General features: G+C 61.8%; 14 protein-coding genes. 7 read left to right on the top strand and 7 right to left on the bottom strand.

Features of this window, described 5'->3' with window-relative positions; genetic code table 11:
- Positions 1 to 51 precede the first annotated feature (51 nt).
- Positions 52 to 849, top strand: a complete 798-nt coding sequence (locus FB009_RS18475) for a hypothetical protein (RefSeq protein ID WP_011969420.1) — start codon at positions 52 to 54, stop codon at positions 847 to 849.
- An 86-nt stretch (positions 850 to 935) separates the two neighbouring features.
- Here the strand turns inward: FB009_RS18475 and FB009_RS18480 are convergent, their stop codons facing one another.
- The gene (locus tag FB009_RS18480; RefSeq protein ID WP_018209527.1) at positions 936 to 1,529 is read right to left on the bottom strand and encodes a TetR/AcrR family transcriptional regulator; all 594 of its coding nucleotides are present in this window, start codon (positions 1,527 to 1,529) and stop codon (positions 936 to 938) included.
- 113 nt (positions 1,530 to 1,642) lie between these two features.
- Here FB009_RS18480 and FB009_RS18485 point away from each other — a divergent pair, with 113 nt between their 5' ends.
- The 4 genes from FB009_RS18485 (at position 1,643) to FB009_RS18500 (ending at position 3,877) form a co-directional block, all read left to right on the top strand.
- Positions 1,643 to 2,860, top strand: a complete 1,218-nt coding sequence (locus FB009_RS18485) for an MFS transporter (RefSeq protein ID WP_011969418.1) — start codon at positions 1,643 to 1,645, stop codon at positions 2,858 to 2,860.
- A gap of 88 nt (positions 2,861 to 2,948) precedes the next feature.
- A complete protein-coding gene (locus tag FB009_RS18490; RefSeq protein WP_011969417.1) occupies positions 2,949 to 3,440 on the top strand; it encodes a hypothetical protein in 492 nt (163 codons plus the stop codon).
- Between the two features lie 49 nt (positions 3,441 to 3,489).
- Entirely contained in the window at positions 3,490 to 3,669 is a 180-nt protein-coding gene (locus FB009_RS18495) for a hypothetical protein (RefSeq protein WP_011969416.1), read from the top strand.
- Between the two features lie 10 nt (positions 3,670 to 3,679).
- Entirely contained in the window at positions 3,680 to 3,877 is a 198-nt protein-coding gene (locus FB009_RS18500; protein ID WP_011969415.1) for a hypothetical protein, read from the top strand.
- Between the two features lie 759 nt (positions 3,878 to 4,636).
- Here FB009_RS18500 and FB009_RS18510 read toward each other — a convergent pair.
- From FB009_RS18510 to FB009_RS18535, 6 genes are all read right to left on the bottom strand, one after another.
- Positions 4,637 to 6,847: a xanthine dehydrogenase family protein molybdopterin-binding subunit gene (locus FB009_RS18510; protein WP_011969413.1), complete on the bottom strand. Its 2,211-nt coding sequence runs from the start codon at positions 6,845 to 6,847 to the stop codon at positions 4,637 to 4,639.
- 1 nt (position 6,848) lies between these two features.
- Complete coding sequence (locus FB009_RS18515) at positions 6,849 to 7,307, bottom strand: (2Fe-2S)-binding protein (protein ID WP_011969412.1); 459 nt, start codon at positions 7,305 to 7,307, stop codon at positions 6,849 to 6,851.
- 291 nt (positions 7,308 to 7,598) lie between these two features.
- Positions 7,599 to 8,555, bottom strand: a complete 957-nt coding sequence (locus tag FB009_RS18520; protein ID WP_011969411.1) for an AraC family transcriptional regulator — start codon at positions 8,553 to 8,555, stop codon at positions 7,599 to 7,601.
- A gap of 128 nt (positions 8,556 to 8,683) precedes the next feature.
- Positions 8,684 to 11,836 (bottom strand): efflux RND transporter permease subunit, encoded by a 3,153-nt coding sequence (locus tag FB009_RS18525; RefSeq protein ID WP_145161875.1) that lies wholly within the window; start codon positions 11,834 to 11,836, stop codon positions 8,684 to 8,686.
- A gap of 28 nt (positions 11,837 to 11,864) precedes the next feature.
- Positions 11,865 to 13,019 carry an efflux RND transporter periplasmic adaptor subunit gene (locus tag FB009_RS18530; protein ID WP_018209529.1) on the bottom strand — a complete coding sequence of 385 codons (1,155 nt, stop codon included), beginning with the start codon at positions 13,017 to 13,019 and terminating at the stop codon, positions 11,865 to 11,867.
- Between the two features lie 95 nt (positions 13,020 to 13,114).
- On the bottom strand, positions 13,115 to 13,720 hold the full coding sequence (locus FB009_RS18535) for a TetR family transcriptional regulator (RefSeq protein WP_018209530.1): 606 nt from the start codon (positions 13,718 to 13,720) through the stop codon (positions 13,115 to 13,117).
- Between the two features lie 166 nt (positions 13,721 to 13,886).
- On the opposite strand from FB009_RS18535, the gene FB009_RS18540 reads away from it, so the two are divergent.
- The gene (locus FB009_RS18540) at positions 13,887 to 14,711 is read left to right on the top strand and encodes a phosphogluconate dehydrogenase C-terminal domain-containing protein (protein WP_018012007.1); all 825 of its coding nucleotides are present in this window, start codon (positions 13,887 to 13,889) and stop codon (positions 14,709 to 14,711) included.
- A gap of 67 nt (positions 14,712 to 14,778) precedes the next feature.
- Positions 14,779 to 15,720, top strand: coding sequence for a D-ribose ABC transporter substrate-binding protein (locus FB009_RS18545; protein WP_018209531.1), 942 nt, complete (start codon positions 14,779 to 14,781; stop codon positions 15,718 to 15,720).
- The last annotated feature ends 96 nt before the right edge of the window (positions 15,721 to 15,816 follow it).

The raw sequence follows: 15,816 nt of genomic DNA on the forward strand, positions 1-15,816 counted from the left end.
TTGTCGTGCCCCGGCCGATCGCGACGGCGGGCATTTTCTGGGAGATATGTGATGACGTCTGGTTTCATACGAACCTTGGCTTTGGCCGGAACCTGCCTGCTTGCCGGCGGTGCCACGGCGGCAGACATCTATTCTCCGGTGGCTCCGGAAACCCAGCAGGTCACGACGGAGAGCGGCTGGACGTTTTCCTTCTCTCCGTACTTCTGGGCGGCAGGGCTGTCAGGGGATATCGAGCAGTTCGGTCTGCCCGCTGTCGATGTTGATGCGAGTTTCAGCGATGTCTTCGATCATCTGGATTTTGCCTTGATGGCCACCGCAGAGGCACGCAACGGGCCATACAGCATTTTCGGCGACGCGATCTATATCAAGCTTTCCGGCGAAGGCGGTACGCCCAGGGGAATTATCGCAGACGATGTCAAGCTCTCCACGGAGACATTCACCGGCACGCTCGGCGCCGGTTATGCAATTTATGAGGACAGTGCCGCGCGGCTCGATATCGTGGGAGGCCTGCGTGTCTGGTCCGTCGAAAGCGAATTGTCCTTCAGCGGCGGCATTCTCCCCCCCGGCGGTGTTTCGAGATCCGATGATGCGACCTGGGTGGATGGCATTGCAGGCTTTCGCGGGACATATTCGTTTACGCCCGAAGTCTATCTGACGGGTTGGGGGCTGGTCGGTGCCGGCGGAGCCGATCTCGACTGGGATGTCGCCGCAGCGATCGGCTACCGCTTCAGCGATACGATTTCGGCGCTTGCCGGTTATCGTGCGCTCGGTGTCGACTACAGCAATGACGGATTCGTCTTCGACGTCGTCGAGCAGGGGCCGATCCTCGGTCTGGTCGTGCGGTTCTAGATTATACGAAACCGTTCAGGCTGACTTTCCTGTGCGTGTCACAGGAAGCCGGTCCGCCCGATTCCGCTGTATCGGGCGTAGCCGCGTCAGTCCCTTTTCACCCTCAGGCCCTCCAGCAGGGCCTGAAACCCATCCACGGCTTTTTGGGATGTCTCCTGCGGGTCGTCGGAATTGGCGATCCACAGGGCTGCTTGGCTGCTTGCGCCATTGATCAGGCGGGCTGCGGCTTCGGTGTCGATGTCGATGACCACGCCTTCGGCCTTGAGCCGATCGAGGCTCCCGGCCAGCGCGGTGATGCAGCCCTGGGTCATGGGCCATTGGGATATGTCCCCGAGCACGGCGGGGCCGTCACGGAACATGATGCGCTGGATCTCCGGCTCGAGAGCCATGCGGATGTAGGCAACGCACTCGTCGACGAAGCCTTGCCAGCGCGTCGGCGCCTCTGATGAGACCTTGTTCAGGCGCGCCGTCATCTCGGCGTCGATCTCCCTTATGACGGCCTGCAGCAGACCCTTTTTGTCACCGAAGTGATGGTACAGGGCCCCGCGGGTCAACCCGGCTTCACCGGTGAAATCGTCCATAGACGAGTCCGCATAGCCGACAGTGCCGAAGGCATGCCGGGCGGCTGCGATCAGTTTCGCGCGGGTCTCTGCGATCATCTCCTTGCGCTGCTTGTTCATCACGTCTCCTATTCACATACGCTCCGTATTTTATTTGACATACGCGACGTATGCAACTAACTAGATGACATACGCCGCGTATGTCATCAGCATCCCTTTTTAAGGAGCGTCTTATGTCCAATCCTTACGGAGAAATATTTAGGGCGCCGGGGGCCAAGGGCTTCTCGGCAGCCGGCTTCTTCGCGCGACTTCCGATAGCGATGGCCCCGATCGGCATCGTCGCAATGGTGTCTCAGACCCACGGCGAATACTGGCTGGCGGGCGCGGTCTCCGCGACCTTCGCCCTCACCAACGCGCTCGTCGCCCCGCAGATATCGCGTCTGGTCGACCGCGTCGGCCAGACGGCCGTTGTCGTTCCGACGACGATCGTCTCGGTCGCAGCCTTCCTGGCGCTGATCATTGCGGCCAACCGCGACTGGGCGGCGTGGACGCTGTTCGTTTTGGCTTTCCTCGCCGCCGCGATGCCGAGCATGCCCGCGCTCGTTCGCGCCCGCTGGACGGAAATATTCCGCAATCGGCCCGAGCTGAACACCGCCTTCGCATTCGAGTCTTCGGCAGACGAGCTTGTCTACATTTCCGGGGCTTCGCTGTCGGTTGGCCTGGCGGTTGCGCTGTTCCCCGAAGCCGGCATGCTGACAAGCACTATCTTTCTCGCCCTTGGGACGGCCGCATTCATTCTGCAGCGTTCGACCGAGCCGAAGGTGCATCCCATCGAGGCCAGCGCCTCGCAAGCGTCGGCGATCCGTCAAAGACCGGTACAGATCATCACCCTTGCGCTTATCTTCGTCGGCTCGATCTTCGCGACAGCGGAGGTCAGTGTCGTGGCGATCACGAAAGAGCTCGGGCAGCCGCAGGCAGCCAGCCTGGTCATCGGCGTCTACGCCGTCGGCTCGTTCCTGGTGGGGCTGGCACTTGGCGCGCTGAACCCGACCATGCCGCTGCAGAGGCAGCTTCTGATCGCCGTCAGTGTAATCGCCATCACGTCCCTCCCTCTCCTCGTGGCCGATACGGTTCCGTTCCTTGCATTTGCTGTCTTTGTCAGCGGCATAGCCATCTCACCGACCTTCATCACAGCTTTCGGTTTGATTGAGCGCCGTGTACCGGAATCGATGCTGACGGAAGGCGTCACCTGGGTCATGACGGGAATTGGTATAGGCATGGCGCTCGGCGCATTCGTGTCAGGCTGGGTTGTCGACAATTACGGCGCGCAGAAGGGTTTCTGGGTATCCGTGGCGGCCGGGGCGGCGACCGTCGTCACGGTGGCGGCGGGTCAGCGCAGCCTTGCCGGCAGCAAAGCGATGCCGGCAGCGGTTCCGCTTCCCGCCGAGTAGTCGCGCCAGCGACGATCTTCAGGAAGTCGGAACAAACAGGCTGGCCGCCGGTTCATCCGTCGGCCGGTCGCCGCCAAGGGAGAGATCAATGCCACGCGGGTCACTCATAGCTATAAGCGGGATATGCGCTGGCCTTGCCGCGGTAGCGGTGCTGACGGTCTCGGCCGAGCGCCGGAACAGAAGTCCCTGGCGGCCGATCAACGCGACGAGCCATTGGATATACGGCCGTCGTGCCGGCTCGGTATCGCGGCTCGACCTTGCCCACACCGGCACCGGCTTTGCGACCCATATGCTTGCCTCGTTCTGGTGGGCTCTCCCCTTCGCGGCCATGCTGGGACGAAATGCCAGACCCTCGCCACCTCGGGCGATTGCCGCTGCGGCAGGCACCACCGTGCTGGCAGCCGTCGTCGATTACGGTCTGGTGCCGAAACGCCTCACGCCTGGCTGGGAACTCGCTCTGCCGAAATCCGACCTGGCGATGACCTATATCGCCATGGGCTTAGGATTGGCGTTTGGCGCCACCTTGCACTCGGCGGCGATCGCCACGCGGCCAGGAACATCGCGCGGCCTGATCGGTTAGGTCAAACAAGACATCGGCTCTAAAACGATATGTGAGTGAGGAGGTTTCAATGAGTAGCCGTCCGCCGCCGATTCCTGCGGAAAATCGCAGCGACAAGGGAACGGGAGAACCCGGAACCGTATCCACCGACGCGAAGAAGCCGGATACGGCAGAGAACCCCGAGAAGAAAGGCCAGCAAGGCAACACCAAGGTCAATACGACCCATCAGGGTTATCAACAGGACAGATGAGGCAGAGCGCATGTCCACTTCCAAGAAGACACCGGCAAGCATCCGTCAGGGCGGTCCCGGAGCCTCGCACGAAAACGCGAAGGCTCCGCTGGAGATACCAAAGCCGCCGGCCGATTCCGAGCGGCGCACGCGCAGCAAGGTTTCCGGCGGCGGAGGCGAGCCTGATCGCCACCACAGTCACGATGCGAGGCGCAAAGGCGGGCACTGATTGGGCGAATCGGCTCGGCTGCCACTGCATGAATGATCACGGATGAACAAATCCGGCGCATGGGCGTTCTGCTTGACCCGCAACGGGTGGAGGAGTTCGCCATGCGACGCGGTTTGCACCATCACCCCACGGTCGACCTGATCGTGTTCATCGCTGCCGTCGGACTGGTTTCGGCGATCATGATCGCTTCACTGTTCTTCGGCTAGATCACGATGTTTTCAGGTCGGGTCGGCCTGGAAACATGGACGTCATCGCTTCCAGAGATGGAGCGGGAGCGGGCGGGAAACCGCACACAGTTTTCCTCAACCCGCTCTCCCGCGCTTCAGGAAAACCTGCGTGGCGGGTTCACATCCGGAAGCGCTCAATCTCGCCGCTCGAATGATCGTTCTCACGCCGGCGTGCTGCGGAGGAGGCACGTTCCGCAGCGACCGACGGCGCCCCGGGAGGGGGGAGGCGGGAGGACGCCGCCCGGGTCGACCCCGGCTTAGCGGAGGGACAAGAGCCGACCCGTTCTTGTGTGCACGTCGCCTTGGTCAAAGCGACGGCGCCTAACACTCAGCCCCTCGGAAGGTTCCGAGAAAACGGACGATTTCGATAAATTCTCAAGCGGGAGCTTTGAATACGCTGATTCGGAACGCAGCACCGCATCTGTGCGTCCAAGTGGACGTACATAAAGAAGCCTCTCCTTGTCGCATCCCCAAGGAACCACCCGGAACTCGAGGTCGAGTTCCGGGCGTATGCGATGGGGAGGATGGGCGCTCAGGCGTTAAGCGACTTCGCGAACGGCATGACACGTATCCGTTTGCCGAGAGCTTTGAAGGCGGCATTGGCAACTGCGGGGCCGATCGGCGGAACGCCGGGCTCGCCGATCCCCGAAGGAGGATTGGACGAGGCGACGATATGAACCTCGACCTTCGGCATCGCATCGATCCTGAGCGGCGTGTACATGTCGAAATTGCCCTGGTCGACCTTGCCATCCGTCAGCGTGATCTCCTCGCCCAGGATGGCGCTGAGGCCAAAGCCTATTCCGCCTTCGACCTGAGCGCGCACCTGATCCGGATTGATCGCGAGACCGCAATCGACCGCAGCGACAACGCGCTCGACCTTAATGCCGTTCCCATCTGTGGAAACCTCGGCGATCTGTGCCACGACCGAACCGAAGCTCTCGGCGACCGCAACGCCGCGGAAGCGCCCTTCAGGCAGCGGTTTCTGCCATTCCGCCTTTTCCGCCGCCAGCTTGAGAACGGTTGCGTGGCGCGACTGCGGCTCCAGCATCGAAAGGCGAAACTCCAGTGGGTCACGTCCCGCAGCCTGGGCAACTTCGTCCAGAAAGGCTTCGGCCGCGAAGGCGGTGTGTGTCGAGCCGACGGAGCGCCACCAGAGAACCGGAACGCGAACATCGGTGGTCGTGAGCCCGACCGTCTGGTTCTGAATGGCATATGGCAGATTGTTCGCCCCCTCCACAGACGTCGGGTCGACGCCGTTCTGAACCATGCCATCCCAAGCCGTTTTCGCCACGATTGACTGGCCGACGATGTGATCGCTCCAGGCGACGAGTTTGCCGTCTGCATCGATCCCGGCTTTCAGGCGATGTACATAGGCGGGCCGATAGCGGCCGGCGCGCGTGTCTTCCTCCCGCGTCCATTGCACCTTGACCGGTGCACGGAAGCCGAGGGCCTTGGCCACATGTACGGCTTCCACCACGACGTCGCCGTCGAACACGGCACGCCGCCCGAAGCTGCCGCCGGTCTTCATGACGTTCAGTCGGACATTTTCGACCGGCACTCCGGCAATCTCGCTGGCGAGCTTCTGGTACACGTCGGGGAGCTGGTGTCCGCCCCAGATCTCGATCGTGCCGTCCTCGTTCCTGCGTGCAACCGCATTCAGGGGCTCAAGAGCGGCATGGGCCAGATAGGGGAACTCGAAGGTCGCCTCGATGACCTTGGCGGCTGCTGCGAAGGCAGCCTCGGCGTCGCCGTCCTTGCGCGCGAAGGCCGCCGGCGTCTTGCCCGCGAGGTCGCGGTAGGTGGACATCAGCTCCGCCGTCCCCCGCTTTTCGGCGCCGGACTCGTCCCATTCGACGGTTACCGCTTCACGGCCCTTGATTGCCGCCCACATATGCTCGCCGACCACCGCAATGCCGCGTGGCGTTTCCACCACGTCCACCACGCCCTTGATGGCGCGGGCGGCCGAAGCATCGAAGGACTTGGCTTTGGCGCCGAAGAGGGGCGGGTGAATCATCACTGCCGTCAGCATTCCCGGCAGCTTGACATCGATGGTGTATTGCTCGGTCCCGTTTGCCTTGCGGGCACTGTCGAAGCGCTTCAGTTCGGCATTGCCGATAAATTTCCAGGCGCTCGGTTCCTTGAGCTTCACGTCGGCCGGCACCGGCATCGTCGTCGCCTTGGCGGCGTACGCGCCGAAACCACCGCTCTTGCCCGACGGATGGGAAAGAACGCCGTTCTCGACGGTGATCTCCGCGGCGTCCACCTTCCATTCCGCTGCAGCAGCGGCAATGAGCATGGCTCGGGCGGCGGCACCAGCCTTGCGGTAGCGCTCCCATGAGGTCGACATGGATGTCGAGCCCCCGGTACCCTGCATGGTACCTCCAAAGGCGATATTGCCGTAGGCCGGGATGTTGCCGGCGGCTCCCTTGACGTCGATCGTGGACCAGTCGGCGTCCAACTCCTCCGCCACCAGCGTGGCAATGCCGTTATATGAGCCCTGGCCCATCTCGAACTGCGACGAGAGAATGGTGACCTTCCCATCCCCGCCGATCGTCAGATATGGGGAAAACGCATGTGAATCATTCCCCGCTTGCGCTTCGCCCGCAAGGGCCGGCGAAGCGGATAGGAGCCGGTACCCAACGGCGATGCCGGTGCCGGCGGCAAGCGCACCGAGCAGGAATTGGCGGCGCGAGGCTTCGACGCGAGCGGGAAGGGCCATCGATTGCATTAGTTTCGGTATCATATCAGGCCTCCAGACGCTTCGCGGCTTCGTGAATACCCGCGCGGATACGGTGATAGGTGGCGCACCGACAGAGATTGCCGGACATAGCGGCATCGATGTCCGTGTCGGTCGGCTTCGGATTGCTGGCCAAAAGGTCCGTTGCGGACATGATCTGGCCGGACTGACAGTAGCCACATTGGGGCACGTCCAGTTCGGCCCAAACGGATTGCACCGTTTCGGCGACCTTCCCCTTCAGGCCCTCGATCGTCGTCACTTCAGCTCCGTCGATGTCGCCGATGAAGGTTTGACAGGACCGCGTCGGCGAGCCGTCGACATAGACAGTGCAGGCGCCGCATTGCGCCATGCCGCAGCCGAACTTCGTGCCCGTTAAACCGACGAGGTCGCGGATCGCCCACAGGAGCGGCATGTCCGCCTCTGCTTCGATCGCGTGTTCGACGCCGTTGATCTTGATATTCACCATGGTGTTTTTCCTCGCGTTGCGGCGCGTTAATGCGGAATGCCGCGAACATTCGCCGGACTGCCGCTGGAGCGGGATGAGAAGATGACTGCGGTTTTCGCCCGCACCCCGCTCGAACTTTGGGATAGATCACGTTCATAATTCAGGATGATGGCCTAAGATCATGAGCGAGATCCGGAGCTTAGAAGACCATCTCGCAGGCTGATAGATTCGATCCTGCCGAATTATTGCCCATTCCTGCCAGGTTAACGGGATCGTGATCAGGACGTCGGCGTCGTGGGCGGTGGAATTGCTCTAACCTGCAGGGCTCCGCCTGGTCGAATCGTTAGAATTCAGGATCGCCCTTATGTCGCGCAGCGGCGGATGGCCGAAGGCGCGGCGGTACTCGCGGTTGAACTGGGTCGGGCTCTCGTAGCCGACGCGCAGTGCCGCCGTCGCCGCATCGAGCGACTGGGAAAGCATCAGTTCCCGGGCATGATGCAGTCTGAGGTGCTTTTGAAACTGCAGCGGGCTCATTGCAGTCATTGCGCGGAAGTGATGATGCAGCGTGGAGACGCCCATATTGGCGATTTCGGCGAGTTCTTCCACGCGCAGCTGTTTGGTGTAGTTTTCCTTCAGCCATGCGACCGCCTTGGCCACGCGATTGCTGTTCGTGCCCGCAAGCGCGAAGCGACGAAGCCTCGCTCCCTGTTCGCCGGTGAGGAGCCGGTAGATGATCTCGTTCTGGATGTGGCCAGCCAGGAAAGGTATGTCTGCGGGCGCGCCGGCAAGCGAGATCAGCCGGAACAGCGCATCGAAAAGCTCGCAAGTCGCAGTGCCTACAGCCACGCCCAGGTCGCGCTCGGGAAGGTCGGTCGGATGTATGTCGTGATCGGCTATGATGCGCCGGACTTTCTCCATGTCCAGGCGTAGCGCCGCTGCGACATAGGGCTCCCTTTCGCTCGCCGCGCAGATCTGCCCGGTCACGGGCAGGCCGATAGCCGTCAGGAAGAAACAGCCTTCATCGTAGACCATCGTCTCGTTGCCGACGCGGACATTCTTGCTTCCCTTGATGATGAAGGAGAGGCTTGGCTCGTAAACGCTCGAAAAGGGACCGGCGGGCTGGATGATGCGATAGAGCGAGAGACCCGGGATGGGGTGCTCGAAAGAAAGTCCGTCCCAGGGCAACTTCGACAATCTGTCGAGAATCTGCGCGCGGAGCGGCGCCGTTTCTTCGCGCAGATTCCGCTGCGGGAACATGATGGTGCTCATTCCCTGCTCCTCGCTCCTTGCTTTGGCCTTCACCTATGATCGCAGATTGAATCTGAAATTACATTATCACATTTTTTTGATTCCGACAGAAATAGGCAAGACCTCGGCGTGCCACGCCCCGGCAGAAGTCATTCCGCCGCCAGCGGCGCCGGATAGGGCGTGGAGTCTTCGTCGGCATCTCCTTGCGCGGCCGCCGGCCCCGGGGCCGTCTTGCGCGCTTTCGGTTCCTTTCCGAAGAAGAGCGCATAGGCGGCCGGCAGCACGACGATCGTCAAAACGGTTGCCACCAGGATACCGCCCATCATCGCATAGGCGAGCGGTCCCCAGAACACGCCGCGAGAGATCGGGATCAATGCCAGCACCGCGGTGAGCGCGGTGAGCGTGATAGGCCGGAAGCGGCGCACCGCCGCACCGATGATCGCCTCGTAACGCTCCATCCCGGCCGCGATATCCTGGTCGATCTGGTCCACGAGAATGATCGAGTTGCGGATGATGATGCCGAGCAGCGCGATAACGCCGAGGATGGCGACGAAGCCGAAGGGCGCTCCGCTGATGAGCAGCGCAGCTGCGGCGCCGATGATCCCGAGCGGACCGGTCGCGAGCACCAGCATCGCCTTGCCGAAGTGCTGGAGCTGCACCATCAGAAGGATGACGATGACCACCAGCATGATCGGCGCCTTGGCCGCGATCGAGGCCTGGCTTTCGGCACTGTCCTCGGCGCCACCCTGGATCTCCACCTTGTAGGCCGGCGGGAGACTGTCTCTCAGTCCCCTGAGTTCGTCGAAGAGCTTCATCGCGACGTCGTTCGACTGCACGCCGTCGGGGAGCGTTGCGCGCACGGTGATTGTGGGGAGCCGGTCGCGCCGCCACTCGACCCCCTGTTCCATCACGGGCACGACCTTGGCGACCTGCGATACGGGGACGAAGCCACCGAAGTCGGTGGGCACATACACCGACTGGACCGCGGAGAGCAGATGGCGATTGCCGCCGGGCTCTCGCGCCACGATCGAGACCGCCTCTTCTCCGTCCCGGAAGCTGTCCAGCGGAACGCCGGACATTGCCGCTTGCAGCATCTGGCGGATACGTTGCGAGGTGATGCCGAGGGCACGGGCGCGGTCCTGGTCGATCACAAGCTTCATCGCCGGCACAGGCTCCAGCCAGTCATCATGAATGGCGCCGAGCAATGGATTTTCCCGAAATTTCGCCTTCACTTCGTTGGCGATGCGGCGCACTTCTTCGCGGTCGGGCCCCATCACCCGCATCTGCACCGGCCAGCCGGTCGGCGGTCCCAGGAACAATCGGTCGACTTTGGTACGGATCGAAGGGAATTCCTCGGCAAGCACCGTTCGCAACTTGCCGATCAGCCTCTCGCGGGCTGGTTCGTCCTTCGCCATGACGAGGAGCTGCGCGAAGTTCGGGTTGCGAAGCTGCTGGTCGAGGGGCAGGAAGAAGCGCGGCGCGCCTTCTCCGATATAGGTGGCGATGAAGCGCTTGTCCTTATCGTCCATCAATCGTTGCTCGAGCGCCTTTGCCTGCTTTTCCACTTCCTTGATGCTCGTTCCTTCTGGCAGCCAGAGGTCGACCAGGATTTCGGGTCGCGAGGATTGCGGGAAGAAGTTCTTCGGAATGAACTGGAACCCCCAGAGGCTCGTCATGAAAATGGCGAGCGTCATCAGGAGAACAGTGATGCGGTGGCGCACTGCCCAGCCGACGGTTGACCTCAGGCGACGATAGAAGCGCGTATCGAAGACGTCGTGATGGGTGCCGGCGTGGTGGCGCTGCTTCAGGATCATGTAGCCGAGCCAGGGGGTGAAGTAGACGGCCACAAACCAGGAGACCACAAGGGCAATACCGACGACATAGAAGAGCGAACGGACATATTCGCCGGCGGTCGATTGCGCGAAGCCGACAGGGATAAAGCCGGCGGTGGTGATCAGGGTGCCGGTCAGCATGGGAAAAGCGGTCGAGGAATAGGCGAAGCTCGCCGCATCAATCTTTTCCAGCCCTTCTTCGAGTTTTCGCTCCATCATCTCGATCACGATCATGGCGTCGTCGACGAGCAGGCCGAGAGCGATGATCAGAGCTCCGAGCGAGATGCGCTGCAGGTCGATGCCGAGTTCGTACATGATCGCAAAAGTGGCTGCGAGCACGAGCGGAATGGCGATCGCGATCACCAGACCGGAGCGCCAGCCGATCGACAGGAAGGAGACTACGAGGACGATGATCAGCGCTTCGACAAGCGCGTGGCTGAATTCGCTTATCGCTTCGGTGACGACCTCCGGCTGATTGGAGACCTGATCGACCGACACGCCATAAGGAAGGGCGGACTCGAATCGATCGTAGGTAGCCTCGACCGCGTTGCCGACGTCCGTGACGTTGAAACCCTTCGCCATAACGACGCCGATCTGGACGCTGTCGTGGCCGTTGAAACGGAATTTCCGGGAATAGGGGTCTTCCAGACCGGAAGTAACCGTCGCGATGTCGCCGAGCCGAATGGTCCTGTCTCCCGCCCTTAGCCGAAGCTCACGGATGTCTTCGGCCTCGGTGACGCCGCCTTCAACCGAGATGCGAACCGAGCGCGTGCCCGTATCGACGGAACCCGCGTGATCGACATTGTTCTGGCCGGCAATGGCATCGCGCAGGTCGTTGAGCGTCAGGCCGCGTTCGGCGAGCGCCTTGGAGGAGACGTCGATGAAAATCTTCTCCGGCTGGTCGCCGAGGATCACCACCTTCTCGACACCTGGCGTCGTCAGCAGCATGTCACGGCCTTCGATCGCGAAGCGCCTCAGCTCCGGATAGCTGAAGCCGTCGCCGCTGATCGAATGCAAGGTGATGAAGGTGTCACCGAATTCGTCGTTGAAATAGGGGCCGAGCACGCCTTCGGGCAGCTCGTTGGCTATGTCGCCCACCTTCTTGCGCACCTGATAGAACGCGTCGGCGACCTCGTCTGCGTTGGTGTCGCCCTCGATCTGGACGGTGATGATGGCGCTGCCGGCGCGCGTATAGGAGCGGACGAAATCGAGGTGCGGCGTTTCCTGCAGCTTGCGCTCTATCTTGTTGACGACCTGGTCTTCCATTTCCTGGATGGATGCTCCTGGCCATACGGCTTGCACCACCATGACGCGGAACGTGAATTCCGGATCCTCGCGTTGTCCCATGCGCAGGAGCCCGAGGGCGCCTGTGATGATGATCAGCGCCAGGAGGAAGCGCGCGATGCTCGGATGCCCGATCGCCCAGCGCGAAAGATTGAACGGTTTCCTGTCCTCTGTGGAGGCTTGCATGGCCGTAGTCCCGTTCTATCGGTGGAGGTTAGCGGAGGAGTTCGGGCGTTTCGGCCCGGGCGGACTGTTGCTCGGCCGATTGCTGTTCGTCCGCCTGCAGCCTCACTTTCAGATCCTCGGCCATGAATTGTGTGCCCGCGGCAACAACGAGGTCGCCGGCGCCGAGGCCCTCGACGACGCGCACGCCGTTATCGGCGAAGTCGGCAAGCTTGACCGGGCGTGCATGGACGGTCGAGAAGTCACGATCAACGATCCAGACGATATTCTGGCCATCCTTCTTCGACAGCGCACTCAGCGGGATGGAAAAGAGCGGCGCCGAGCTTCCTGCAGTCGCCTCGACCGTCGCCGTCATGCCGAGGAGCACGCGCTCGTCTTTCGGCAGGCCGACGCGCACCGAAAAGGTGCGTGAGCGCGGGTCGGCGCTGCCGGAAACTTCGCGCACATGGCCGTCGAGCACGAGCATGTCGTCCGACCAGAAACGCGCCTGCACCGGTTTGCCCGGCCTGAATTCGGCGATGTCGATTTCGGGCACCGCGACTTCGACTTCCTTCTCCCCGTCGACTGCGACAGTCACGACGGGCGTTCCGGTGCCGACGACCTGGCCTATATCGGCGTTTACGGCCGTGACGATGCCGTTCTGGTCGGCCTTGAGGTCCGTATAGTTTACCTGGTTCTTCGCCTGGCTGAGCGACGATGCCGCGGCGTCGCGCGTTGAGACCGCCTGATCGTAAAGTAGGGTTGCCTGATCGAGCTGGGCCTGTGAGGAGAAGGATTTGTTGAAAAGCTGTTCGGCTCTGAGCTTCGCAAGCCCCGTCGTCTGCACCTGCTTTTCGGCCGCGAGCAGACTTGCCTCGGCGCTCCGCACCGCAAGCTGATAGTCGGTGGCGTCGACGCGGGCGAGAACATCACCTGGTTCAACCCTATCGCCGATATTGACGAGGCGCTCGGTGATCTTGCCGCCCACACGGAAGCCCAGATTCATTTCCGTGCGCGCTCTTACCGAGCCGGAATAGTGGAGCTCCCTTGGCTTGCCCGCCGCGGCTATCTCCACGACCTTGACCGGCCGTATCACTTCCTTCGTCTCGGCCTTTTCTTCCGTGCAGCCGGAGAGAACGGCGCCAAGCAGGATCAGGCTCAGGAGACTGGAGACAGACGGTCGGTTGAGGGCACTTCGTGAAAACATCGCTCTTACTCTCTCTGGCCGCTCTGCGGCGGCTGGACGTTCTTTCTGTGCATGAAGTCGCGCCAAAACCGCTCCGCATGTCCGGGTGACTTGCGCTATTTCCTCAGCGCCCGGATGGCGAACTCGATCAGCTCCTCCGGAGTGGCGCGGTTTTCCTTGGCAAGACACTGGGCGACGATCTGCGGATGACAGAGGGTCACGAGGCTGGCGCCGAAGCATCTGGCTGCCACCGCTGGGTCCGTATCCACGAACTCTCCGGCTTCGATCCCTTCGCGAATAATGCCTGCGAGGAGGTCGTCGAGACGGCTGATATGCTTTTCGATGACGTGCCAGTTGTGTTCGATCGCGACGACGACCATCTCATGCACTTTCTTTTCGTCGAGCATCGTCTCGACGGTGAGTTTGTGCTGACCCTGCGCATAACGCCTCAGCCGCTCTGAAGCGCTGAGAGGCAGGTGCGCGATGTCATGGGCCTGCTGATAGCTTGCTCCGAGCATGCGCGAGCAGAGCGCCTGATGGATCTCCGTTTTCGACGCGAAGAAGCGGTAGATGTTCGCCGGCGACATATCGAGCTCGCGCGCGATGTCGGCGACGTTTGTTTTGGCATAGCCGTAATGGCGGAACAGTCGCTCGGCGGCGTCGAGAATCCGCGTGACGTTTTCCTGTCTGGTTGCATCGATGCTGTCAGTTAGATCGCTCATCCTGTCTCCTGATGATGAGTGACGAATTTTGAATTTCGTCAGTCGTAATCCGATAATCGTGAGTTGTCAATCTATTTGAGCGTGAATGCCAATCTCGGTGATATGCTCATTGACTCATTATACCAGTTCCGCTATGCGGATGAGCAAGATAGCTGAGGAGATGCAAATGACATCGATTGCCCTGTTCGGCGCCGGCGGGAAGATGGGCTGCCGCCTGGCCAAGAACCTCAAAGGCTCGCGTTTCGACGTGCGCCATGTCGAAGTGAGCGAAGCGGGCAAGGTGCGGCTGGCGGAGCTCGGGCTTTCGACGGTTGACGCCGATGCGGCTCTGGATGGCGCCGAGGTGGTCGTTCTGGCCGTGCCGGATACGGCGATCGGCAAGGTCGCTTCCGCGATTGCAGATCGGCTGAAGCCCGGCACGATGGTCATCGTCCTCGACGCGGCGGCGCCCTATGCCGGTCATCTGCCGGAGCGTAGCGATCTTACCTATTTCGTCACCCATCCCTGCCACCCGCCGATCTTCAACGACGAGACGGATCCTGCGGCCAAGCGCGATTTCTTCGGCGGCGTCGCTGCCAAGCAGCACATCGTCTCGGCGCTGATGCAGGGGCCGGAAGAAGCCTATGCGCTCGGCGAGGAGATCGCCAAGATCATCTGGGCGCCGGTCATGCGTTCGCACCGGGTGACGGTCGAGCAGATCGCGCTGCTCGAACCCGGGCTTTCCGAAACGGTCTGCGCCTCGCTGCTGGTCGTCATGCGCGAGGCCATGGAGGAATGCGTCAGGCGCGGCGTGCCGAAAGAGGCAGCGCGCGACTTTCTGCTCGGCCACATGAACGTGCTTGGCGCGGTGATCTTCGAAGAGACGCCCGGCGTCTTCTCCGACGCCTGCAACAAGGCAATCGAATTCGGCAAGCCGATGCTCATGCGCGAGGACTGGAAACGCGTCTTCGAGCCGCAGGAGATCGCCGACAGCATCCGGCGCATCACCTGATTTTGCGAACGGAATACGGAGCCTGTGAGGCTGGCTCCGGCATTTTTCAACCTGGGAGGAAATGCAGATGAAACTGACACGCAGAATGACCATTGCGGCTTTTGCGGCCGTATTGGCGGCGAGCTCCGCCATTCCGGCCTATGCGGCCGATCTCATCACGATCATCACGCCGTCGCACGACAATCCCTTCTTCAAGGCCGAAGCGGTGGGTGCCGAAGCCAAGGCGAAGGAGCTCGGCTACGAAACGCTGGTGCTGGTGCATGACGACGACGCCAATAAGCAATCGCAGCTGATCGACACCGCCATCGGCCGCGGCGCGAAGGCGATCATTCTCGACAATGCCGGTTCGGAGGCATCCATTGCTGCAGTCCAGAAGGCGAAAGACGCCGGCGTCCCGTCCTTCCTGATCGACCGTGAGATCAACGCGACCGGCGTTGCCGTCTCGCAGATCGTGTCCAACAATTATCAGGGCGCGCAGCTTGGTGCCGAGGAATTCGTGAAGCTGATGGGCGAATCCGGCAATTATGTCGAGCTCCTGGGCCGCGAGGCCGATCTCAATGCCGGCATCCGCTCGAAGGGCTACCACGACGTTATCGACGAATATCCGGAAATGAAGATGGTTGCGCAGCAATCGGCGAACTGGAGCCAGACCGAGGGCTACAGCAAAATGGAGACGATCCTTCAGGCCAACCCCGACATCAAAGGCGTGATCTCCGGGAACGACACCATGGCCATGGGCGCGATCGCCGCATTGCATGCTGCCGGCCGCAAGGACGTCATCGTCGTCGGTTTCGACGGTTCGAACGATGTTCGCGATTCGATCAAGTCCGGCGGGATCAAGGCAACCGTGCTACAGCCCGCTTACGCCCAGGCGCAGATGGCAGTGCAGCAGGCGCACGAATACATCACCACCGGCAAGACCCCGGCTGAGGAAAAGCAGCTCATGGACTGCGTGCTGATCAACAGCGAAAACGCCGGCCAGCTCGAGACCTTTGCGCTGACCGATTGATCGGTTTCAAAGAGTTGGAGCGGGAGCGGACGAAGAACCGTCCGCGCCGCCCGCTCAGGCACGCGGCAGAACTAAGCTGCGTGCCTGTCCTGTGAT

The sequence above is a fragment of the Sinorhizobium medicae genome (assembly GCF_007827695.1).
Classification (GTDB): Bacteria; Pseudomonadota; Alphaproteobacteria; order Rhizobiales; family Rhizobiaceae; genus Sinorhizobium; species Sinorhizobium medicae.